The sequence below is a fragment of the Actinopolymorpha sp. B17G11 genome (assembly GCF_040196095.1).
In the GTDB taxonomy this organism is placed as follows: domain Bacteria; phylum Actinomycetota; class Actinomycetes; order Propionibacteriales; family Actinopolymorphaceae; genus Thermasporomyces.
Window position 1 is genome coordinate 324,233 of record NZ_JBEFTW010000003.1, and the last position, 23,701, is coordinate 347,933.

Consider the following 23,701-nt stretch of genomic DNA (forward strand, 5'->3'; position numbering starts at 1 on the left):
TCTTGCCTTCTCCTTTACGTGGTGTGGTTCTGCTGGCCGCCCGCGGCGCGCCGTTCGGCGCTGTCGCGGAGTCTCGCGTCGACGATCGGCGCCCACGCGGCGAGGGGTCCGGGGTCGGTGAGCTCGGTATGCAGGCAGGCGACGTCGTAGGTATCGATCCGGCCGGAGACGTACGCCTCCCAACGCCGGGGGGTCAACGTCGTACCTGCCTTGTCCGCGGTTGCGGCGACGAACAGGATGTCGCCGTCGACGACCTCATGCGTGGCCTTGCGCATCAGCGTTGACGCGTGGGTGGCGACGTCGACGACGGCGGAAAGGATGGTGGAGTCGAGCGCTGCCGCCGGTCCCGAGGCTGTTCCGTCGCTGTCCACCGCTGTGAGGCTGCGGAGCACGGTCGTCCTGTCGAGCGGACCGTCGCTCGCCAATCCAGCAAGGCGGGACAGGAATGCAAGGGCGTCCTGTTCGGCGTCGAGATCCCCTGCCGCCCGCTCGGCCTCCTCGAGCGGATACGCGTCGACGAGCCCGAGGAAGGCGACGTCCGCACCCTGGGTGCGAAGCTGGGTGGCCATCGTGTGGGCGACGAGCCCGCCGAACGACCAACCGAGCAGATGGTACGGACCCTCCGGCTGGACGGTGCGGATCAGGCCGACATAGTCCGCTGCCATCTCGTCGATCGTGGCCGGCATGACGGTGCCGGGATCGGCGAGGCCACGGGCCTGCAGGCCGAAGACCGGTCGTTCGTCGTCGAGGTGGCGGAGCAGGCCGGCGAACGGCCAGGCCAGTCCGAAGAGTGCGTGAACGCAGAAGAGCGGCGGAACCGTCGGGCTGGCGGATTCACGCAGAGGCAGCAGAGTCCGCAGCGCCGAGCGCCCCGTGGCCTCGGCCCGGCCCGCCTGGTCGAGATACTCGGCGAGCTGGGCGACCGTGGAATGGGCAAAGAGCTCCGCGACCGACACCTTGCGGCCGATCGCCTTCCGGACCCGGTGGATGAGTCGGATCGCCAGCAGGGAGTGGCCGCCGTGGTGGAAGAAGTTGTCGTCGATGCCGATGGTGGGCAGGTCGAGGGTGTCGGCGAAGAGTTCCGCCAGCTCCTCTTCACGCGGATTCCGTGGTGATCGTCCGCCGCCGGTGGTCGAGGCCTCCGGCGCGGGCAGGGCAGCGCGGTCGAGTTTGCCGTTCGGCAACCGCGGTAGCTCATCGAGCACGACGTAGGCCATCGGCACCATGTAGTCCGGCAACTCCGCCGCCACATGCGCCCGCAACTCCGCCGCGTCTACGCTCCTCGGAGCCCCAGCCACAGCCCCAGGCCCAGCCACAGCCCCAGCCACGACATAGGCGACCAGCCGCCGATCCGGCACCCCACCTGAACCAGCAGCCGTCTCCTGCACGGCCACCGCGGCCCGAGCGATCGCGGGATGGCGCAACAACACCGCTTCGATCTCACCCGGCTCGATCCGGAACCCACGAACCTTCACCTGATCATCGACCCGACCCAGAAAGTCCAACGACCCATCCGCCCGCCACGCCACCAGATCCCCGGTCCGATACATCCGCTCACCCGGACCCCCGAACGGACACGCAACGAACCGCTCCGCCGTCAACCCCGGCCTGCCCAGATAACCCCGCGCCAACCCGTCCCCCGCCAGATACAACTCACCCGCCACCCCGACAGGCACCGGCCGCAACCCCGGATCCAACACATACGCACGCGTATTCACATCCGGAGACCCGATCGGCAACCGAGACCCCGACCATGACGGATCGCACCGCCACAGCGTCGAGTTCACCGTCACCTCAGTCGGCCCATACGCATTCACCATCACCCGACCCGCCGCCCACCGCCCCGCCAACCCGGTAGGCACCTCCTCCGTCCCCACCACCAAAGACGCCGACCCCGGAAACTCCACACCGTCAGGAACCGTCGCCAACACACTCGGCGGCACCACCAGATGCGTCAACCCATGCTTGACAGCAAACTCCGCCAACCCCTCGCCCGCACGCGCATGATCCGGCGCCACCACCAACGCCGCCCCCGACAGGACCGCGAGGCTGAGTTCTGCGAACGTCACATCGAAACCAGGCGAAGCGAACTGCAACACCCGATCCCCCGGCCCCGACGGAACCGTTCGGTTGAACACCTCCACGAGCGAGGCGACCCCAGCGTGCGGAACCACCACACCCTTCGGACGCCCCGACGAACCCGACGTATAGATCACCCACGCCGGATGGGCGAGGCGCAACGGCGACACCCGCTCCGCATCCCCCACACCGTCCGGTGACAGACCACCCAACTCGACCACGGTCTGCTCGTCATCAGCCACCACCCACTCCACACCGGCCAACTCAGAACCCCACCGCCCAAACGTCTCCGCATCCGTCACCACCACCGACGGAACCGCATCACCCACCACAAACGCCAACCGCTCCACCGGATACGACGGATCCAACGGCAGATACACACCACCCGCCTTCACCACCGCCAGCAACCCCACCAACCACGACGCCGACCGCGGCAACAACACCCCCACCACCGACTCCGGACCCACACCACGCCGAATCAACAACCGCGCAAGCCGATTCGCCCGCCCATCCACCTCCCCAAACGACAACCCCACCCCCTCACACCACACCGCCAACGCACCCGGATCCCGACACACCTGACACTCGAACAACTCGGCCAGCGTCGCGGACAGCACACCAACCTCGGTCGCGTTCCACCCCACCAGCACCCGTTGCCGTTCAGGCGGCGACATCAGGTCCAGGTCTCCGAGCCGTCGCGTGGGGTCCGACACCGCAGACTCCAGCAGTCGCAGCAACCACTCCACGAAGCGCTCGACCGTCTCCGCCTCGAACAACTCGACGCGGTACTCGACGAGTACCGTGAGTTCCTGGGTGTCGAGATCCTGGGTAAAGCTGAGCGCGAGGTCGAACTTCGCCGTTCCCGTACTCACAGGTTCGAACCGTGCCGCAAGTCCGTCGAGGTGGACGGGCTCGCTCCGCATCTGCCCGTGCGCCACCATCACCTGGAACAGCGGATGCCGGCCCGCCGAACGAACCGGGTTCACCGCCTCGACGACCTGCTCGAACGGCACCTCCTGATGATCGAACGCCGCAAGGCCGCCTTGACGCACCCGCGCGAGCAGCTCAGCAAACGACGGACTCCCCGACGTGTCCGTCCGCACCACCACGGTATTGACGAAGAATCCGACCAGCTCGTCAAGAGCAGGATCGTTTCGACCCGCCACCGGCGTACCCATCGGGATGTCCGTCCCCGCACCTGCTCGCGTGAGGACGGCGGCAACGCCCGCCTGCAGCACCATCAGGAGGCTGACGCCGGTTCGTCTCGCCAACGCCTGCAGGCAGTCGCGCAGCTCATCTGGGACGGGAACGCTGACTGAGCCACCTGCCGCGGAGGCGACCGCCGGCCGGGGACGGTCGGACGGCAACTCCACCTGCTCCGGCAGTCCCCGCAACGTCTCGCGCCAGAACGTCAACTGCTGCGCGGCCACCGACCCCGGATCGTCGGGATCACCGAGACACTCGCGTTGCCACGCGGCGAAGTCGGAGTACCGGACGGGCTGTGGACGCCACGACGGCTCCTCCCCACGCCGTCGCCGGTCGTACGACGTGGCGAGATCGCGCAGGAGCGGATCCATCGACCATTCGTCGACCGCGATGTGATGGAAGAGCAGAAGCAGGACACACTCCTCCTCGGCAAGAGCGAACACCGTGGCACGGACGGGTGCTTCTGAGAACAGGTCGAACGAGTACGCCGCCGCTGCGGACACCTCGTCAGCGAGGCGGCGTTCGTCGGTCTGCACCCAGTGCGGCCCGACGGCGGCGTCGTCGACGTCCACGACCACCTGCGTCGGGTCCCCGTCGATGTCGCCGAACAGCGTTCGCAGACACTCGTGGCGTTCCACCACATCCCGCAGGGCTGCGGCGAGGGCTGCCCGGTCCAACTGTCCGCGAAGTCGAATCGCGACCGGCACGTTGTACGTCGGGTTCGGGCCCTCGGCCGCGAACTGGTACAGCAACCGCGCCTGCTCGGTCGAGACGGGCACCGATCCCGCATGGTCGCGGCGGCGCAGTGCCGGACGTGCGGACCTCGCGCTCTCGAGGTGGTGGACGAGCCCGGCGATGGTGGGGGAATCGAAGAGCGTGCGAAGGGTGAGGTCGGCGTCGAACACCTGCCGGATCCGGTTGATCAGCCGGATCGCGAGCAGGGAGTGGCCGCCGAGGTGGAAGAAGTTGTCGTCGATGCCCACCGAAGGACCCGCCGCCGGTGTGCCGAGGACGTCGGCGAAGATGCCTGCCAGCACCTCCTCGCGGGCGTTCCGAGGCTTTCGTCCGTCGCGCAGGGCCGGCAGCTCGGGAGCGGGAAGGGCCGCCCGGTCCAGCTTGCCGTTCGGCAGCCGCGGCAGTGCCTCGATGACCACGTACGCCGACGGCACCATGTAGTCCGGCAACTCATCCGCGAGGGCCGCGCGCAACCTGGGGGTGTCCGGAACGCCATCCTCGGAAGGCACGAGATAGGCGACGAGCCGCCGGTCGGGCACGGCGCCTTCCTCGGCGAGCGTCTCGTGCGCGACCACGGCGGCGCGGCTGATGCCAGGATGCCGCAGCACCGCCGCCTCGATCTCCCCCGGCTCGATGCGGAACCCGCGCAGCTTCAGCTGCTCGTCGACGCGGCCGAGAAAGTCAAGGTTTCCGTCCGGCCGCCACCGCACCAGGTCCCCGGTGCGGTACATCCGCGCACCCACGTGGTCGCCGTACGGACACGCGACGAACCGTTCGGCCGTCAAGCCTGGCTTGCCCAGGTAGCCCCGGGCCAACCCGTCTCCCGCGAGATAGAGCTCGCCGGCGACTCCGACGGGCGCCGGCCGTAACGCCGGGTCCAGTACGTACGCACGCGTGTTGGCATCAGGGACGCCGATCGGCAGCCGGTGCCCGTCCCAGGACGGATCGCAACGCCAGAAGGTCGAGTTCACCGTCACCTCGGTCGGACCGTACGCATTGACCATCACGCGGCCGGACGCCCACCGAGCGGCCAACCCGGTTGGCACCTCCTCGGTCCCGACAACCAGCGAGGCCGACTCGGGGAACCCCACGTCCGCCGGAATCGTCGCCAACACACTGGGTGGCACGACGAGGTGCGTCAACGCGTGCTTGACAGCAAAGGCGGCGAGAGCGTCTCCCGCACGCGCATGGTCAGGGGCGACCACCAAGGTAGCTCCGGACAGCACCGACACGCTCAGCTCGGCGAACGTGACGTCGAAGCCAGGTGAGGCGAACTGCAGCACCCGGTCACCTGGGCCCGACGGGACCACGCGGTTGAAGGTCGCCACCAGCGAGACGACGCCGGCATGCGACACCACGACACCTTTGGGGCGTCCCGTCGACCCTGACGTGTAGATCAGCCAGGCGGGATTCGTGAGCCGAAGCGGAGAGCGTCGCTCCACGTCCGCCACCTCGGTCGGCGCGAGGTGTGCCACCTCCGCGGCCGTCGACTCTTCGTCAGTCACCACCCAGGTGCGGCAGGGAAGCTCGGAACTCCACCGTGCGTGGGTTTCCGTATCCGTCACCACCACAACGGGTGACGCGTCGGCCAGGACGAAAGACAGCCGGTCTGCTGGATACGACGGATCCAGCGGGAGATAGGCCGCGCCGGCCTTCATCGCCGCCAGCAACGCGACCAGCCACTGCGCCGACCGCGGCAGCAACACACCGACAACCGACTCCGGACCCACGCCTCGCCGGATCAGCAACCGGGCAAGCCGGTTCGCCTGCGCCTCCACGTCGGCAAACGACAGTCCTCCCCCGTCGTCGGACACCGCCAACGCCGCCGGGTCACGCCGGACCTGGCGTTCGAACAACGTGGGGAGCGTCTCGGGCGCTGCGGAGATTGCCGTGTCGTTCCACTTCGCCAACACCCGCTGACGCTCGTCTGCCGGCAGCAACTCCAAGCCGCTGAGCGGTCGGGTGGGATCGGTGACCGCGGACACCAGCAGCCGCACCAGCCAACGCGCGAAGCGGTCGATCGTGTCGGCATCGAAGAGGTCCGTGCGGTACTCGACGAGACCCTGGATGCCGTGCCCGGTCACGCTCTCGACAACGTTCACGGTGAGGTCGAACTTCGACGTTTTCGTGTTCACGTCGACAACGCTTGTGGAAAGCCCTTCCAGAGTAGGGATGTCGTGAGCGTACGCATGCGCGAGCATGACCTGGAAGAGCGGATGGCGAGCCAAGGAGCGGACTGGGTTCACCGCCTCGACGACCTGCTCGAACGGCACCTCCTGATGGTCGAATGCCGCAAGGTCGCCTTGACGTACCCGTGCGAGCAATCCGGCGAACGACGGGTCACCCGAGGTGTCCGTTCGCAGAACCACCGTGTTGACGAAGAACCCCACCAGGTCATCGAGACCTGGATCGTTCCGACCCGCCACCGGCGTACCGATCGGGATGTCCGTCCCCGCACCAAGCCGGCTCAGCAACGCCGCAAGCGCGGCCTGCACCACCATGAAGACGCTGGAGCCGGACTCTCTGGCCAGCCCTCGGATGTGTGCGTGCAAGTCCACCGGAATCGAGAATCGTGCGACCGCCCCTGCGTACGACGCCACCGACGGACGCGGCCGGTCGGTCGGCAACTCCAGCTGCTCCGGAAGTCCTCGCAACGCCTCCCGCCAGAAGTCGAGTTCGCGCGCCACCAGGGAGGCGGGGTCCGTCTCGTCGCCGAGGACCTGGCGTTCCCACGCGGCGAAGTCGGAGTACTGGACGTGCAGTGGCGCCCACGTCGGCGTACCTCCGGCGCGGCGCACCGCATAGGCGTGGGCCAGTTCGCGGACCAGCGGATCGACCGACCATTCGTCGACCGCGATGTGATGGAACAGCAACAGCAGCACATGTTCGCGCGCGCCGATGGCGAACAGGTAGGGCCGCAGCGGTATCTCCCGGGTCAGGCCGAACGCGTACCTCGACGCGGCTGCCAGGTCATCGGGCAGCGCGCCGGCGTTGGTCGCCACCTGCCGAAGATCGACGTCGGCGTGGTCGGGATCGAGGATCCGCTGGCCGGCGGTGCCCGCGGCACTCTCCACCGAGGGGAAGACCGTGCGGAGGCTTTCGTGCCTGCGTACGAGGTCGCGCACCGCCTGCTGAAGGGCGTCCCGATCGAGGTCGCCGACAAGTCGGAGTGCGAAGGGCACGTTGTACGCCGGGTTGGTGCCTTCGGCGGTCTGCTGGTAGAGCAACCTCTGCTGCGCGGCCGAGACGGGGAGATCACCCTCCCGTATGGACGGCCGCAGAGCTGGCCGCTCGACCGTCGGGGTCGCGAGACGCTCGGCGAGACCGGCGACGGTCGGGGCGTCGAAGAGGGCGCGAAGCGAGAGGCCGACACCGAACGTCTGGCGAATCCGGTGGATGAGTCGGATCGCCAGCAGGGAGTGTCCGCCGTGGTGGAAGAAGTTGTCGTCGATGCCGATGGTGGGCAGGTCGAGGGTGTCGGCGAACAGCCCGGCGAGGAGCTCTTCACGCGGATTCCGTGGTGACCGTCCGACGCCGGAAGTCGTCGACGCCTCGGGCGCGGGCAGGGCGGCGCGGTCGAGTTTGCCGTTCGGCAGTAACGGCAGTGCCTGGAGCACGACGAACGCCGAGGGCACCATGTAGTCCGGCAAGTCCGCGGCCACGTGCGCGCGCAGCCTGGCGGTGTCTGGAACGTCATCATCGGACGGCACGAGATAGGCGACCAGCCGCCGGTCGGCCATCACACCGCCGTCGGTGGACGTCTCGTGCGCGACCACAGCGGCTCGGGCGATGCCGGGATGCCGCAACAGCACGGCTTCGATCTCACCCGGCTCGATCCGGAACCCACGAACCTTCACCTGATCATCGACCCGGCCGAGGAAGTCCAGGGAACCGTCCGCCTGCCACGCCACCAGATCCCCGGTCCGATACATCCGCTCACCCGGACCCCCAAAGGGGCAGGCGACGAACCGCTCCGCCGTCAACCCCGGCCTGCCCAGATAACCCCGCGCCAACCCGTCCCCCGCCAGATACAACTCACCCGCCACCCCGACAGGCACCGGCCGCAACCCCGGATCCAACACATACGCACGCGTATTCACATCCGGAGACCCGATCGGCAACCGCCGCCCCACCCACTCAGGATCACACCGCCACAACGTCGAGTTCACCGTCACCTCAGTCGGCCCATACGCATTCACCATCACCCGACCCGCCGCCCACCGCCCCACCAACCCGGTAGGCACCTCCTCCGTCCCCACCACCAAAGACGCCGACCCCGGAAACTCCACACCGTCAGGAACGGTCGTCAACACACTCGGCGGCACCACCAGATGCGTCAACCCGTGCTTGACAGCAAACTCCGCGAGAGCCACCCCCGCACGCGCATCCTCAGGCGCCACCACCAACCCCGCACCCGAGAGCACCGACAAACTCAGCTCAGCAAACGTCACGTCGAAACCAGGCGAAGCGAACTGCAACACCCGATCCCCAGAACCAGACGGCACCACCCGATTGAACGTCGCCACCAGCGAGGCGACCCCAGCGTGCGACACCACCACACCCTTCGGACGCCCCGACGAACCCGACGTATAGATCACCCACGCCGCATTCCCCAACCGCGACGGCGACACCCGCTCCACGTCATCCACCCGAACCGACGACAGACCACCCAACTCGACAACGGTCTGCTCGTCGTCGCCCACCACCCACTCCATACCGGGCAGCTCAGAACCCCACCGCCCAAACGTCTCCGCATCCGTCACCACCACCAACGGAACCGCATCACCCACCACAAACGCCAACCGCTCCACCGGATACGACGGATCCAACGGCAGATACACACCACCCGCCTTCACCACCGCCAGCAACCCCACCAACCACGACGCTGACCGCGGCAACAACACCCCCACCACCGACTCCGGACCCACACCACGCCGAACCAACAATCGCGCAAGCCGATTCGCCCGCCCATCCACCTCCCCGAACGACAGTCCACCCCCAGCATCCAACACCGCCAACGCACCCGGATCCCGACACACCTGACACTCGAACAACTCGGCCAGCGTCGCGGACCGCACACCAACCTCGGTCGCGTTCCACCCCACCAGCACCCGATGCCGTTCAGGCGGCGACATCAGGTCCAGAGTCGACACCGGACGATCCGGCTCCTCGACCATGCCGGCGAGTACGCACAGCAACTGCGTGGCGATACGTTCCACCCGGTCCTCGTCGAAGGCATCCGTACGGAAGACGAACTCCAGCCTCAGCTCGCCGTCGCGGGGAAAGGCGACGAGGGTGAGGGGATAGTGCGTCGCGTCCCGGCCCGACACCCTGGACACCCGAAGGTCAGGCGTGGAAGGGAATGCGGCCGGATCGTACGGATAGTTCTCGACGACCAGCAACGTGTCGAACAGGTCCCCGCCACCTGAGTCGACACCGCCAGCTGCCGCATGGATATCGGCCAACGGCACATGATGATGCTCGATCAGCTCGGCCTGTTCGGACTGCAGAGCCGACAGGAAGTCCCTGACCGACGTCGTACGACCAGTCCGCACCCGTACGGGAATCGTGGTGATGAGAAGCCCGACGATCTCTTCCGCGCCCGCAAGCTCGGCCGGCCGGCCCGACACGGTGGCCCCGAAGACCACGTCGTCGCGTCCGGTCAGCCGCCCGAGCAGTAGACCCCACGCGCCCTGCAGGACCGTGTTCTGTGTCAAGCCGTGCTTGCGCGAGAACGCCGTGATCTCCGCCTGCAGTCCCGCCGGAACGTTCGTCACGAGCCGCCTGGGTGGTTCGGTCGCGGAGGTCAGGTTCCCGACCGTCGACAGCCGGGTTGCTCCGGCCAAGCCGGCAAGGGATCGCTGCCAACGGGCGCGGGATGCGGCGCGGTCGCGCCCCGCCACCCAGGCGAGGTAGTCGCGGTACGGCACGGCGGCCGGGAGTCCGTGCGCCTGGCCACCCTCGGCGTACGCCGCCATCAGTTCACGCACCAACACCGGCAAGGACCACCCGTCGACCACCAGATGGTGGAAGGTGAGGATCAGCCGATGCCGGCGGGGGCCGAGCCGGACCAACGCGCACCGCATCAGGGGCGGCCGAGTCAGATCGAAGGGAGCGGCGCGGTCCGCGTCGGCGATGCGTTCCGCCCCTGCCTCATCCGTCGCCCCTTCCCCTTCAGTCGCCGCCCCTTCAGTCGCCGCCCCTTCAGTCGCCGCCCCTTCAGTCGCCGCCCCTTCAGTCGCCGCCCCTTCAGTCGCCGCCCCGTCTGTCTGCGCTCCGTCTGTCGCCGGCACGGCGCGCCAAGGGACCTCGACCGTACGCACGATGGTCTGGACCGGCTGGCCCGACCGCCGCTGGCGGAACGCCGCGCGCAACGACTCGTGCCGATCGACGACGCTGATGACCGCGGAACGAAGGATGTCGGGCCGCAGCTCACCGTCGAGGTCGATCAACAGCTGGACGACGTAGTGTCCGGCCGCGTTCTCCTCGAGCGTGGCGTGGAAGAGCAACCCTTCCTGCAAAGGGCCGAGCGGAAGGACCGCCTCGATCCGACCCTGTCGACTCGCGGTCATGGCCCCTCCCAGGCGAGATCGTCCTCGAACTCGGCCAGCTCGTCGGGTGCGAGCGCGATGGCCGGCGGTGCGGACGCCACTACCTCCTGGTGCGGTGTGGCGTGTCGGGCGAGGGCCGCGACGGTGCGGTGTTCGAACACGTCCCGTGCGCTGAGCGACAGTCCCGCCTTCCGCGCGCGGCTCACCACCTGGATCGACGTGATGCTGTCGCCGCCGAGTTCGAAGAAGCCGTCGTCGGCACCCACCTCGGCCAACCCCAGGACGTCGGCGAAGATCGCCGCGAGAGTCCGTTCGGTGTCTGTCGTCGCCGCCCGCCGCGCCGACCCACGCTCGGCGATCGCACCGAAGTCCGGCGCGGGCAACGCGTTCCGGTCGAGCTTGCCGCCCGCGGTAAGCGGCAGAGCGTCCAGCAGGACGAACGCCGCCGGCACCATGGCATCGGGCAGCCGCGCCGCTACGCCCGCGCGGAGGTCCTTTAGCGACACCGCGCCAGGACGGCGGGGCACCACGTAGCCGACGAGGTGACGCTGCCCGGGCCGGTCCTCACGCACGACGACCCGGGCTTCTCCGACTCCCGGGTGCGCGGCAAGGGCGGACTCGACCTCGCCCAGCTCGATCCGGTGGCCGCGCACCTTCACCTGGTCGTCCGTACGCCCGAGGTAGTCAAGGGCACCGTCGGCGCGGCGGCGGACGAGGTCGCCGGTGCGGTACATCCGCGTACCCGGTGGGCCGAACGGGTTCGCCACGAACCGTTCCGCGCTCAGACCAGGGCGGTGGAGGTATCCACGCGCGAGCCCCGCACCACCGAGATACAACTCGCCCGTCACCCCGTCCGGGACCTCGCGCAGTCCGCGGTCGAGGACGTACGCCTGGGTGTTCCAGATCGGATGCCCGATCGCGGGTGCCTCGCGAAGGACCTCCGCGGCGGTGTCGCCCGGGCTGTCGACAGAGTTGTCGCCCGGGTTGTCGACAGGGGTGAGGTCTGCTGCGGTCGACCAGATCGTCGTCTCCGTCGGGCCGTACAGGTTCGTCACCCGGCGGCCGCACTTCACCAACTCCGTTGCGAGCGAGGCGGGCAGTGCTTCACCTCCGACGAGAATCCGCAGGCGCGGCACCGCACCCGATTCCGGTGCCGGACCCCCGACCACCGGCACCCGCCCCTCCGGGCGGTCGGCGAGAAACGCCCGCCACAGCGTCGGTGTGGCCTGCATGACCGTCGCCCCGGACCGGTCGGCCAGGTCCCACAGCGCGGCAGGATCCCGGACCGTCGCCGGCTCCGCGATGACCACGGCGGCCCCGACGAGCAACGGGAGATAGAGCTCGAGACCCGCGATGTCGAAACCGACCGTGGTCACCGCCAGGAGCCGGTCGCTGCCGTCGAGGGCGAAGCGTTCCCGCATCGACAGCAGGAAGTTGACGAGGGCCGCGTGCGAGACCACGACACCCTTGGGCTTGCCAGTGGATCCGGACGTGTAGATGACGTACGCGGCGTTGGCACCTGACGCCCGCACCGGGTCGCCGTCACGGTCCCCGGCGTCAGCGTGTCCGCCGTCGGCGTCAGCGTGTCCGCCGTCGGCGTCAGCGTGTCCGTCGTCGGCGTCAGCGTGTCCGTCGTCGGCGTCAATGTGTCCTTCGTCGGCGTCAATGTCCGCGCCCGCCACACGGTCGAGCGGCGCCTGGTCGATGAGGAGGGGGCGGATCGGCATGGTGTCGGGCAACCGGACGGTCGATGTCGTACTCGTCAGCACGCAGACCGGCGCCGCGTCCGCCACCATCGTGGCAATCCGCTCGCCTGGTAGGTCCGGATCCAGTGGGAGGTACGCCGCACCCGACTTCAGGACGGCGAGCAGCCCCACCACGAGGTCGATCCCCCGCGGCAGCGCCACCGCCACGATGCGTTCGGGACCGGCGCCATGCGAGGCAAGCACCCGCGCCAGCCGGCTCGACCGGGCGTCCAGGTCCGCATAGCTGAGGTCGACGCCGCCGCAGGTCACGGCGGTCGCGGCCGGCGTCCGCCGAGCCTGCCCCGCGAGCAGCTCCGGCAGCGTGGCGTCCGGGACCCGCACCGTGGTCGCGGCCGCCGCCGTCGCGAGCCGCGTCCGCTCAGCCGGCAGCAGCAGGTCGGACGTACCGATCGGATCGTCCGGACGTGCGGTCACGGACTCGAGGACCCGCAGCAGCCGCTCCACGAGGGCTCGGGCGGTCGCCTCGTCGAACAGGTCGGTGCTGTACTCGAGCGCGCCGTACACACCACCTCTGCCGGCCCGCTCGGACAGGTACAGCGTGAGGTCGACCTTCGCGACACCGACATCGACTGGAACGGGTTCGCTGCCAACGCCGGGCAGGGCGAGGTCGCCACCGGCGTGCTGCTGGTGCACGAGCAGCACCTGGAACAACGGGTGCCGTGCCGCAGATCGGACCGGGTTGAGCGCGTCGACGACCCGCTCGAACGGCACGTCCTGGTTGTCGAACGCCGCCACGTCGCAGCGCCGGACCCGGCCCATCAGCTCGGCGAAGGTGGGGTCGCCGGAGGTGTCGGTACGCAGCACCAGCGTGTTGACGAAGAACCCGACCAGCTCGTCCAGAGCGGCGTCGGGCCTCCCCGCGACCGGCGTACCGATCGGAACGTCCGTCCCCGCGCCGAGCCTGGTCAGCAGGACGGCCAACGCCGCATGCAGGACCATGAAGGACGTGACACCGTGCCGGCGGGCGACCGCCCGGATGTGCGCGTGCAGGGCGGGCGGCACGTCGACGGGCACCCGGGCACCACGGTACGACGCCACCGCCGGGCGCGGCCGGTCCGTCGGAAGGTCCAGCTCCTCCGGCAGGTCGCGCAGCGTCTCGGTCCAGTAGCCGAGCTGGTCGCCGCCGATCGTCCCGGCCGGTGCGCGGCCATCCTCGAAGCCCAGGAGACGACGCTGCCAGAGGGTGTAGTCGGCGTACTGCACCGGCAACCGTGACCACCCGGGTGGGCGCCGCTGGCTGCGCGCCTCGTACGCGGTGGCGAGGTCACGCAACAGTGGACGGGCCGACCACTCGTCGGCGGCGATGTGGTGGACAAGCAGCAGCAGCACCTGCGTGTCCGGCCCCGCCCAAAACAGCCATGCCCTGATCGGCAGCTCGTGCGCCAGGTCGAACGCGTACCGCGCCGCCTCCCGCAGCCGATCGGTCCATGCGTCCGGCAGCGACTCCCCTGCCGAGGTGGCGTCGTCGACCGTACGCAGCTGCACGAGCGCGCGCGCCTCGGCTTCGGGCAGGACACGCTGGTACGCATGGCCGTCGGCCTCGACGAAGACCGTCCGCAGGCTCTCGTGCCGCGCCACCACGTCGGCCAGGGCCGATCGCAGCGCCCCGGTGTCGAAGTCGGCGGTCAGCCGCACCGCGACCGGAATGTTGTAGACCGGGCCCGGCCCGTCGAACTGGTCGAGAAACCACAACCGCTGTTGGGCGTACGACACCGGCAAGGGGTCGGGCCGTGCGGTTGGCGCGACAGGCTCCACCGGTGGCCGCACCGGACCGCCCCGGCTCCGCTCCAACCACGCCGCCAGGCTCGCGACGGTGGGCGCGTCGAAGAGCGCCCGGATCGGGACCTCGGTGTCGAGCATCCGCCGGATCCGGCTCACCAGCATGATGCCCAGCAACGAGTGCCCACCCAGGACGAAGAAGTCGTCGTCGACACCGACCCGCGGCAGGTCGAGAATCTCGGCGAACAGCTCGCACAGCAGCTGCTCGACCGGCCCGAGTGCGGTGCGCTCGTGGGTTGCCGGCACCCGCGCGTCATCCCGTTCACGGTCGCCGTCGGCGTGGGGGTCGACACCAGCGTGGGTGTCGGCGCGGGGGTCGGCGCCGGTGTCAGGGTCGGGCCGTGCGCGGGTGCGCCGTCGCGCTCCGTGGGCGAGTGGCTCGAGGTCCCCTACGGGCCGCCGCGGGTCGGCCGCGATGTCCACCAGCACAGCGTCCAGCGCGCGGACGATCCGCGCCGCGCGATCGGGCCCGATCACCGAGGGCTGGTACGCAAGTCGTACGGACAGCTCCCGCCCACGCGGGACGACGGTCACGGCCAGCGGATAGTGCGTGGCGTCCCGGCGTTCGATCCCGGTCACGGCCAGTTGGTCGACTGCCGGAATGTCTGCCTGGGGATAGTTCTCGTACGCCAGCAACGTGTCGAAGAGCTCGCCCTGCCTTCCCCGACCGTCCTGCCTCGCCGCTCCGTGCCATCCGCCGGCACGCTGGATCTCGGCCAGGGGCAGGTGCTGGTGAGCGAGTAGCCGGACCTGCGCGTCCTGGATCCCTTCCAGGAAAGAACAAACCCGCACCGCAGCGTTCACGCGCACGCGAACGGGGACCGTGTTGATGAACAACCCCACCGTCGTCGCGGAGCCGGGCAGCTCCGGCGGGCGTCCGGCGACCGTCGTCCCGAAGACCACGTCGTCGTGGCCGGTGAGCGCGGACAGCACCGATGCCCAGGCGCCCTGGAGAACGGTGTTGAGGGTCAGCCCGTACGCCCGGGCGAGCGTGGTCAACGCGGCGGACGTCTCGACGTCGACCCGGTGGTCGATCACGTCCGGCGGGCGGACGGACTCCACTGGTGGCACCTCGGCGGGGGCGATCGTGGTCGGGTCGGTCACCCCGGAGAGGTCCCGCCGCCACGCGTCGACGGCCGCCTGCCGGTCCTGGGTGGCGAGCCAGGCAAGGTGGTCGCGCGGGTGGAGCGAGGGTGCGGGGGCGAGCGTGGTGCCGTCCGGATCGTCGTACAGCAGGAGCAGGTCGCGGACCAGCATCGGCAGCGACCACCCGTCGACCACCAGGTGGTGCACCGTGAGGACGAGCCGCGCGCGGGCGGAATCCCTGCGGAGCAACGACATCCGCAGCAGCGGCGGTGTCGCCAGGTCGAACGGCCGGCACCGGTCCTCGTCGGCGATCCGGTCCGCCTCACCTGGTGCGGCCGGGCTGCCCGTCGCGGCCGCGTCGACGGTGCGCCACGGAACCTCGGCCTCGGCCGCGATCACCTGGACGGGCGTACCGTCCACGGCGTGGTGAAATCCCGCCCGCAGGCTCGCGTGGCGGCGTAGCAGGGACTGGGCGGCGGTACGCAGGCGGTCGGCGTCGATGTCGCCGGCGAGGTCGACGAGCATCTGGATGACGTACGCCTGACCGGAAGGGTCGAGCGCGGCGTGGTAGAGCAGGCCTTCTGCCATGGGGCCGACCGGCAGAACCTCGTCGGCAGGACCCGCAAGCCCGGTGACGAGTTCGGGTGTCGCCAGGTCGGTCGGCTGTCCAGGAGTCGATCCGCCCGGGGGTGCGGCTGCCGAGCTCGGATCACCGCCCGTACGCAGGACGGTCGCCAACCGCGCGGGCGTGGGGTGGGTGAAGACGTCGGCCGGGGTACACACGAGTCCTGACGTACGAAGTCGAGCGACCAGCAGCATGGCCTGGATGCTGTCTCCGCCCAGGGCGAAGAAACTGTCCCGCACACCGACCTGAGGCAGGTCCAGCTGCTCCGCGAAGAGCCGGCACAGCCGCTGTTCATGCGGGGTCGTGGGTGCGGCGGCACCTACCAGCGCGGCGAAGTCCGGAGCCGGGAGGGCCGCGCGATCCAGCTTGCCGTTGGCGGTGAGTGGCATCGCGTCCAGCCGGACGTACGCAGCCGGCACCATGACGTCCGGCAACCGCGCGGCGAGTCGCTCGCGCAGGACCTCGGGGTGGGGCAGAGCAAGCGAGGCTGCTCCCGCTTCGGCACTACCAGGTTCGGCACTACCAGGTTCGGCACTACCAGGTTCGGCACTACCGGGTTCGGCGACGTAGTAGGCGACCAGCCGGTCGTCGCGTGCCAGCACCGCTGCCGCCGCGACGCCGGAGCAGCCGGCCAACGCTGCCTCGACCTCGCCCAGCTCGACCCGGTGACCACGCAGCTTGACCTGGTGGTCGGCGCGTCCGGCGTAGTCCAGTGCTCCGTCGGCCCGCCAGCGCGCGAGGTCGCCGGTGCGGTACATCCGCGCGCTCGGAGCACCGTACGGATCGGCGACGAAACGCTCCGCCGAGAGCCCCGGTCGGTCCAGGTAGCAGCGCGCGAGCTGGACGCCGCCGAGATACAGCTCGCCCGTCTCACCGATGTCGACCGGCCGCAGAGCGTCGTCGAGTACGCGGACGCCAGTGTTCCAGACCGGGCGCCCGATCGGGACGGGTCCCGGGGCGTCCGGCCTACACGCCCACGCGGTCACGTCGACCGCGGCCTCGGTCGGCCCGTACAGGTTGTGCAGCGCCGGGGCCACGTCCGCGACGGAACCGAACACGGAGAAGTACCGGTCCCGCAGGTCGGCGGGCAGCGCCTCCCCGCTACACACGACGCGGCGCAGCGACCGGCACCGCGATGCGACGTCGGGCTCGGCGAGGAACACCCGCAACATCGACGGAACGAAGTGCAGAGTCGTCACCTGCTCGGCCTCGATGAGCTCGGCGAGGTAACCGGGATCCTGATGGCCGCCCGGTTTCGCCACGACGAGCGTCGCGCCCGTGATGAGCGGCCAGAAGAACTCCCAGACCGACACGTCGAAACTCGCCGACGTCTTCTGCAGGACCCTGTCCTCCGGTGCCAGGTGGTACTCCCCCTGCATCCACGCCAACCGGTTGACGATCGCCCGATGGGTGACGACCACGCCCTTGGGGCGACCGGTGGATCCGGAGGTGTAGATGACGTACGCCGGATGGTCGGGCCGCGCGCGGTTCTCGGGTCCCAAATCCGGAGCGGGGCCCACCGCCTCGCTGACACGTCCTGCGGCACGTGACGCCGCTTCCACCGCGGGCAACGCTGCGGCTGGTTCGAGCGACGCAGCGCCCACGTCGAGCACGGGCACGCTGTCGGCTGTGAGGGAGTCCGCGACCTCGACGCTTGTCAGCACCGCGGCCGGGGCCGCGTCGCCGACCATGAACTCCAGCCGCTCTGCGGGATAGTCCGGGTCCAGTGGGAGGTACGCCGCGCCGGCCTTGTGCACCGCCAGCAACGCGACGACCAGCTCCACCGAACGCGGGACCGCCACCCCGACGATGCGTTCAGGTCCGGCGCCGTAGCGGACCAGTGTGCGGGCCACGTGCCCAGCCCGTTCGTCCAGCTCGGCGTAGGTGCAAAGGGAGCCCTCGAACCTGACCGCCGTCGCGTCGGGCGTCCGGCGTACCTGCTCGGCGAAGAGCTCCGCCAGCGTCACGTCCGCCACGACCCGGCAGCGTCCCTGCGTCCACCCCTCATCCACCTGGGGCGGCGCGTCCGAAGCCGCCGTCATGACGCAGAGGAGGCCGATGCCGCGCTGACGGCGTACTCGCGGGTGGCCGGTTGCCCGCCGCTTGACCGCTCCCCCGGTCGGACCGACCGCTCCGCGGACTGCTCGGACCGTTCCGCGCGCCCGGTCGCCGCGACCGACGCGAGGATCTCTCCTGCCCGCACGGCGGTGTTGGACAGGAGTGAGGACGTGATGCCGTGCGTGTGTTCCGTACCGCCCTGCAGGTAGATCCCGGCTCTCACCTCGGGCGCCGTCACCACCCGGTAGTCGCGCCCGACGCTCAGTCGCTCGGCCGAGTCCCTGCGGAGATGGCGGGCGACATCTCCCAGCAGACCCGCCGGATCGGCCGGCTGGTAGCCGGTCGCGTAGACCACAACGTCGGCGTCGAGCACCTCCTTGTCCCCCGTCGTCAGGGACTCGACGACCGTGCGTACACCGGAAGGGTTCTCGACCACCTCGGCCACCCGGGAGGCGTTGCACACCCGCAGGCGCTGGTTGCCGAGGACCCGCTCCTGGTAGACGCGGCGGTAGAGCTCGTCGATCAGGTCGATGTCGACGACGGAGTAGTTCGTGTTGGCGTGGTAGTCGAGCAGCGTCCGCTTGACGTCCTCAGGCGCGCCGAAGAACTCGTCGACCGCACCGGGATCGAAGATCCGGTTGGCAAAGGCGCTGTCGTCGGCGGGACTGTAGCCGTACCGGGAGAAGACCCCGCATACCTCGGCGGACGGGAACCGCCCGTGGAGGTACGCCGTGACCTCCGCCGCGCTCTGCCCGGAACCGACGACGACGAACCGCTCGGGAGTCGGCGTGGCGGCAGCCAGGTTGTCCACCTTGTCGAGCAGTTCACTGCTGTGCCAGATCCGCCGTGACGAGGTGGCACCCTCGGGAAGGTACGGCCGCAGACCGGTGCCAAGGACGAGGTTCCGAGCGCGGTAGACGGCACCCTGCGACACCTCTTCCGAACCCTGGGCATCGCGCGGACCCGACGCGCGGCGGACGTGCACGTCGAACGCCGTCAGCGCGCCGCCTTCCCACACCGGGCGTACGCCGACGACCTCGTGCCCGTACGTCACCACGTCGTCGACCTTCGCGGCGGCCCACTCCAGGTAGTCGTGAAACTCCACCCGCAGCGGGAAGAGGTTCTTGTGGTTGATGAAGTCGACCAGCCGTTCCTTCGCCTGCAGGTAGCACAGGAAGCTGAACTCACTGGTGGGATTGCGCATCGTCACGAGGTCCTTCAGGAAGGACACCTGCATCGTGGCGTCGTCGAGCAGCATGCCGCGGTGCCAGCCGAAGTGGGGCTGGCGTTCGAGGAAGACCCGCGTGGTGGCGTCGTCCGGTGAGGTGCTGGCGTTGTGCTCGGCCAGGCCGATGGCGAGCGCCAGGTTCGACGGGCCGAAACCGACGCCCACGATGTCGTAAACCGACGGCTGACGGCACACGGTCTGAGCTCCACTCCCCTGTGACGAACCCGTACGCTCGACCATTTCCCTCTTTTCATCGGAAAGGTGTGCGAACGCCCCGTTCTTGGCAACCCCGGCATTCGCGACTTAGGTAAGCCTTGCTTAACTATGGCGAGTTCCTGTCCGCGATGCAAGGAGAAGTCCCTCATGCGAGTCGTCATGTTCGGCTACCAGACCTGGGGCCATCGCACCCTGCAGGCCCTGCTCGACTCGGAGCACGAGGTCGTCCTCGCGGTCACCCATCCGCCGAGCGACCATGCGTACGAGAAGATCTGGAACGACTCGGTGGCCGACCTGGCCGGACGACACGACGTGCCCGTGTTCATCCGCAGCCGTCCCGGCGACGACGAGCTCCTGGCCGCACTCAAGGACGCCGGTCCCGACGTGATCGTGGCCACCAACTGGCGCACCTGGATACCGCCGGAGATCTTCGCCCTCCCCCGACACGGCACGCTCAACGTCCACGACTCGCTGCTGCCCGCCTACGCCGGCTTCGCCCCTCTGCTGTGGGCGCTCATCAACGGCGAGGAGGAGGTGGGCGTCACCGCGCACATGATGGACGACGACCTCGACGCGGGCGACATCGTGCTCCAGCGGGCCGTACCGGTGGGGCCGCGGGACACATCCACCGACCTGTTCCACAAGACTCTGGAGCTGTTCGGGCCGATCACTGTCGACGGCCTCGCGCTCATCGCGTCCGGGCGTACCGACTGGGTGCGACAGGACCGCTCGAAGGCGAGCTTCTTCCACAAGCGCTCGATCGAGGACAGCCGGATCGACTGGGCCTGGCCCGCCGAGGACCTCGACCGGCTCGTACGCGCGCAGTCCGATCCCTATCCGAACGCGTTCACGTTCCACCGCGGCAATCGGCTGCGGGTAGTGGAGGCTTCAGTGTCCGAGGGGCGGTACGGCGGTACTCCGGGCAGGATCTTCATCCGCGAGGGTGATGGCGTCGTGATCGTCGCGGGTGCGGACGCCCGGCGCGGTCACCACCACGGGTTGGTTCTTCGGCGCGTACGTACGGACGACGGCGACGAACTCCCGGCGACGGACTACTTCCGCACCATGGGTGGCTACCTCACCAGCCACCCTGGAAAAGCGGGACGTTGATCGGTTCGGTGTCGAAGAGGCTGTCCACCACCCTGCGCCGGCAGCGGGGCCACCCCTGCCTGATCGTCGACGACGGTGGGCCGGCCGCCGACTCGGCCACGGGCAGGCGCAGCATGCCGTTGTACCTGGCAGGCGGCCGGTTTACCGCTGATGTCAACTGTGACGGCCCGGCTGCCATGCGTCGAGGATTCTCTTGAGTCTGAGCGTGCAGGTTCGCGATCTCGACCCGAGCCACCCACTGGATCGGGTCAGCGTCGTGGTCGTCGGCGTCGGCATCGAAGTCCTGCCGGATGTGGTACGAAAGCCCGTCCGCCTCGCGATAAGCAACGCCCAGACCACCCTGCTCGACGATCAGAGGCCATTCCACGCCATTGGCAATCGTGTCTTCGCTGCCATGCTCGACCACGACCGAGGCGGCTTCGGGCGACATCGCACGGACAGCGAACATCAGGTCCCAGGTCCGACCGGTGGCGAGCTGGTAGATGTGGTTGACGATCGCCTCGGTGTCGCGCAGACGTCTCGGACACCCGTTCATGGCACGGTCTGTACGGCTGATTACGACGAAATCGGCTGGGAGCTCCTCGAGGTGGCGTTCGACTTCGATTCGGTCAGCCTCGATCCAACGCAAGGCGTTGTCGAGATCGGAGTACAGGACGACCGACGGGTCGAGGGTCGAGGGTCGAGGCCAGCCGAACCGCTTCTCGGCGATGCATCCCGATGTGCTCAGCAGCCGGCAGTGCGGCCGCGTTCGACTCACATCGATCACACCGCCATCCTGGCCTACCGCCCTCGCGTCCGGCCAAGGCCGGCAGGCCGTCGCTGGTCAATCAGGGCGGCGAACCTCCACGTGCGCCGGCGTCCGGACGGACCGCTGCGCGGTCCCTATGGCCGACCCACGCTCATGTACGTGAAGCCGGTGTCCCGCATTCGCTTCGGGTCGAGGAGGTTCCGGCCGTCGAAGATCAGCGGGTTGCGCATCGTGACCCGCGCCGCCGCCCAGTCGACGTCGTTGAGCTGCGGCCACTCGGTGACCACGATTACCGCGTCGGCTCCAGCCATCGCCTCGGCCGGGTTTGCGTGCCGGGTCGTCGACGTCCACGGTTCGACCTCGGCAGGGCGGGCCAGCGGGTCCCAGCAGTGGACGTCGGCACCCTCCGCAAGCAGCCGCGAGGCGACGACGGTGGAGGGCGCCTCGCGCATGTCGTCGGTGCCTGCCTTGAAGGTCATGCCCAGCAGGCAGATCCGGCGGCCCTTGAGGGTGCCCAGCTCGTTCTTCAGCCGCTGGATGGCGCGCCGCGGCTGCAGTTCGTTGACCTCGATGACCGCGCTGAGCAGCTGGAAGGGATGGCCGTTGTTGCTGGCCATCGCGCGCAGCGCGCGGGAGTCCTTCGGAAAGCACGAGCCTCCGTACCCGAGCCCCGCCTTCAAAAAGTGCGGACCGAGACGGGGGTCCATGCCGATTCCCTTGGCCACAGTCTCGACATCGGCACCGGTCGCCTCACACACGGTCGCGATCTCATTGATGAAGGTGATCTTCGTCGCCAGGAGCGCGTTCGAGGCCAGCTTGACCATCTCGGCGGACGGGATGTCCATCACTTCCACCGGCCCGTCCACGCCCTCATGCAGAGCCGTCACGAGTCGGGCTGTCCTATCGTCCGCCGCGCCGATCACCACCCGGTCCGGATGCAGGAAGGTGCTCACGGCCCGGCCCTCAGCGGTGAACTCCGGGTTCGCCGCGTAACCGACGTGGGCAAGCCCGGCATCGTGCAGCACGGCGCGGACGCGCTCCCCCGTGCCGACCGGCACCGTGCTCTTCATGACCAGCGCGGCCAGGTGATCCGAGCGCACCTCCTTGAGCGCGTCGATGACCGCCCAGAGGTGGGACAGGTCCGCATCACCGGACGCCGTCGGAGGCGTGTCGACGCAGACGTACACGACCTCGGCGTCACGTACCGCCTCCTGAGCCTCCAGCGTGAACGACAGCCGCTCCTTGTTGCCGGCAAGGAGGTCGCCCAAGCCAGGCTCGAAGATCGGAACTTCACCGGCCTGCAACAGCCGGATCCTGTCTGGCTGGATGTCACACAAGACGACCCGGTGACCCAGCTCCGCGAAGCAGGCCCCTGCTACCAGACCGACGTAACCCGCGCCAAAGACCGCGACGCGACGTGGTTGGGGAGTCTTGCCCGGGAAACCGGCAATCTTCCTACGGGCCCTGGTGTAGGACTCGCCGGTCACGGCGACGCGGGCGCGGATCGCCTTCTTGCGGGCCTTGTCCTGTGTCATGACGTCATCCTGTTCAGCCGATGACCCACGCCCACCGGCTCAGATGACGGAGACAATCCCATGCGGCGCGCAGCACGCGAGTCGGTGACCCTTGTCCTCGTCACCGCAACCCAGCGTGGGTGGGGTGCGGCTCGGAGTCCGGCCAGCGTGATCGGCCGCGCAGCCACGATAGGGCACGCGACGCCGAACAGGGAACAGTGACGCTCTCTCGTCACGTACCCCTGCACAAGGTCGCGAGCGAACTGACCGTGGTTGGGACGCTAGCCTCGAGCCGTGGGATCAGAGCACGTCGACGACCTCGACCGACGAACAGCTCTGGCCAGGGCTGTCCGCGACCTGCTACTCCAGTCGCCACACGTGGTTGAGGTGCGTCCGTACGGAAGTCTCGGAGCCGGCAGCGACCATTCGGACCGGTACTCCGACATCGATCTCGTCGCTGTCGTCAACGGTCTGTCGGACCGTGCCTTCGCCACGAAACTTCCCGATCTACTCATCCCGCTCGGACGCCCTTTGATCGCAGGGTGGGGACTCGACAGGCTTCCCGACACCTACGTCCGGACCCTCTACCTGGAGAGCTACCCGCTCTTCTGGCACATCGACATCGGTTGTGAGAGCTCGAACCATGAACCCGGCGCGGACATCGCGCAGCACTATCACTGGCCCCAGATCTTCAAGATGTGGATCGCGGCGGTCAAACAACTGATCCGCCACCGGGACGACGGATCGGCATTCCTGCAACACATCTCCCGCTGGGCAGACATCTCATCGTTGCGAGGCTCGGCAGCCGACCGCCTCGGCCAGAGCCTCGAACTCTGCGTCGCACGCGCTCGCCGACGCGGCGCACCCTGCGAAGAGGTCTACCGCCGATGCGCTGCGCTTCGCTCCATCTACCTGACATCCCGACCAGCAGGGCCACGGCGGCCCGCGGGGGGGTCGGCGGGGTCTTCATGATCACGTCACTCGTGCCATGCTGGTGGCC

At 69.1% G+C, this 23,701-nt stretch carries 7 protein-coding genes; 2 read left to right on the forward strand and 5 right to left on the reverse strand.

Annotated features, from left to right (window positions below):
* Positions 1–14: 14 nt before the first annotated feature.
* Genes ABN028_RS05665 through ABN028_RS05675 form a run of 3 tightly spaced genes read right to left on the reverse strand, consistent with a single transcriptional unit; the run spans position 15 to position 19,308 of the window.
* Positions 15–10,592 carry a non-ribosomal peptide synthetase gene (locus tag ABN028_RS05665; RefSeq protein WP_349695854.1) on the reverse strand — a complete coding sequence of 3,526 codons (10,578 nt, stop codon included), beginning with the start codon at positions 10,590–10,592 and terminating at the stop codon, positions 15–17.
* A complete protein-coding gene (locus tag ABN028_RS05670; protein ID WP_349695855.1) occupies positions 10,589–17,869 on the reverse strand; it encodes a non-ribosomal peptide synthetase in 7,281 nt (2,426 codons plus the stop codon). The genes ABN028_RS05665 and ABN028_RS05670 overlap by 4 nt, the downstream gene beginning before the upstream one ends.
* Positions 17,866–19,308, reverse strand: coding sequence for a lysine N(6)-hydroxylase/L-ornithine N(5)-oxygenase family protein (locus ABN028_RS05675; RefSeq protein WP_349695856.1), 1,443 nt, complete (start codon positions 19,306–19,308; stop codon positions 17,866–17,868). The genes ABN028_RS05670 and ABN028_RS05675 overlap by 4 nt, the downstream gene beginning before the upstream one ends.
* Before the next feature lie 168 nt (positions 19,309–19,476).
* Between ABN028_RS05675 and ABN028_RS05680 the strand changes: the two genes are divergently transcribed.
* Positions 19,477–20,439 carry a methionyl-tRNA formyltransferase gene (locus ABN028_RS05680; RefSeq protein WP_349695857.1) on the forward strand — a complete coding sequence of 321 codons (963 nt, stop codon included), beginning with the start codon at positions 19,477–19,479 and terminating at the stop codon, positions 20,437–20,439.
* Here ABN028_RS05680 and ABN028_RS05685 read toward each other — a convergent pair.
* Together ABN028_RS05685 and ABN028_RS05690 are read right to left on the reverse strand one after the other, a co-directional pair.
* Positions 20,408–21,205 (reverse strand): hypothetical protein, encoded by a 798-nt coding sequence (locus ABN028_RS05685; protein WP_349695858.1) that lies wholly within the window; start codon positions 21,203–21,205, stop codon positions 20,408–20,410. The two genes, ABN028_RS05680 and ABN028_RS05685, sit on opposite strands and share 32 nt — an antisense overlap.
* A gap of 116 nt (positions 21,206–21,321) precedes the next feature.
* Positions 21,322–22,722 (reverse strand): UDP-glucose dehydrogenase family protein, encoded by a 1,401-nt coding sequence (locus ABN028_RS05690; protein ID WP_349695859.1) that lies wholly within the window; start codon positions 22,720–22,722, stop codon positions 21,322–21,324.
* Positions 22,723–22,995: 273 nt separating this feature from the next.
* Between ABN028_RS05690 and ABN028_RS05695 the strand changes: the two genes are divergently transcribed.
* Positions 22,996–23,673, forward strand: coding sequence for a hypothetical protein (locus ABN028_RS05695; protein WP_349327373.1), 678 nt, complete (start codon positions 22,996–22,998; stop codon positions 23,671–23,673).
* Positions 23,674–23,701 lie beyond the last annotated feature (28 nt).

Coding starts and splice junctions, on each gene's coding strand:
- ABN028_RS05690 (WP_349695859.1), bottom strand. CDS start 22,722: ATGACACAGGACAAGGCCCGCAAGAAGGCGATCCGCGCCCGCGTCGCC.
- ABN028_RS05680 (WP_349695857.1), top strand. CDS start 19,477: ATGCGAGTCGTCATGTTCGGCTACCAGACCTGGGGCCATCGCACCCTG.
- ABN028_RS05665 (WP_349695854.1), bottom strand. CDS start 10,592: ATGACCGCGAGTCGACAGGGTCGGATCGAGGCGGTCCTTCCGCTCGGC.
- ABN028_RS05670 (WP_349695855.1), bottom strand. CDS start 17,869: ATGACGGCGGCTTCGGACGCGCCGCCCCAGGTGGATGAGGGGTGGACG.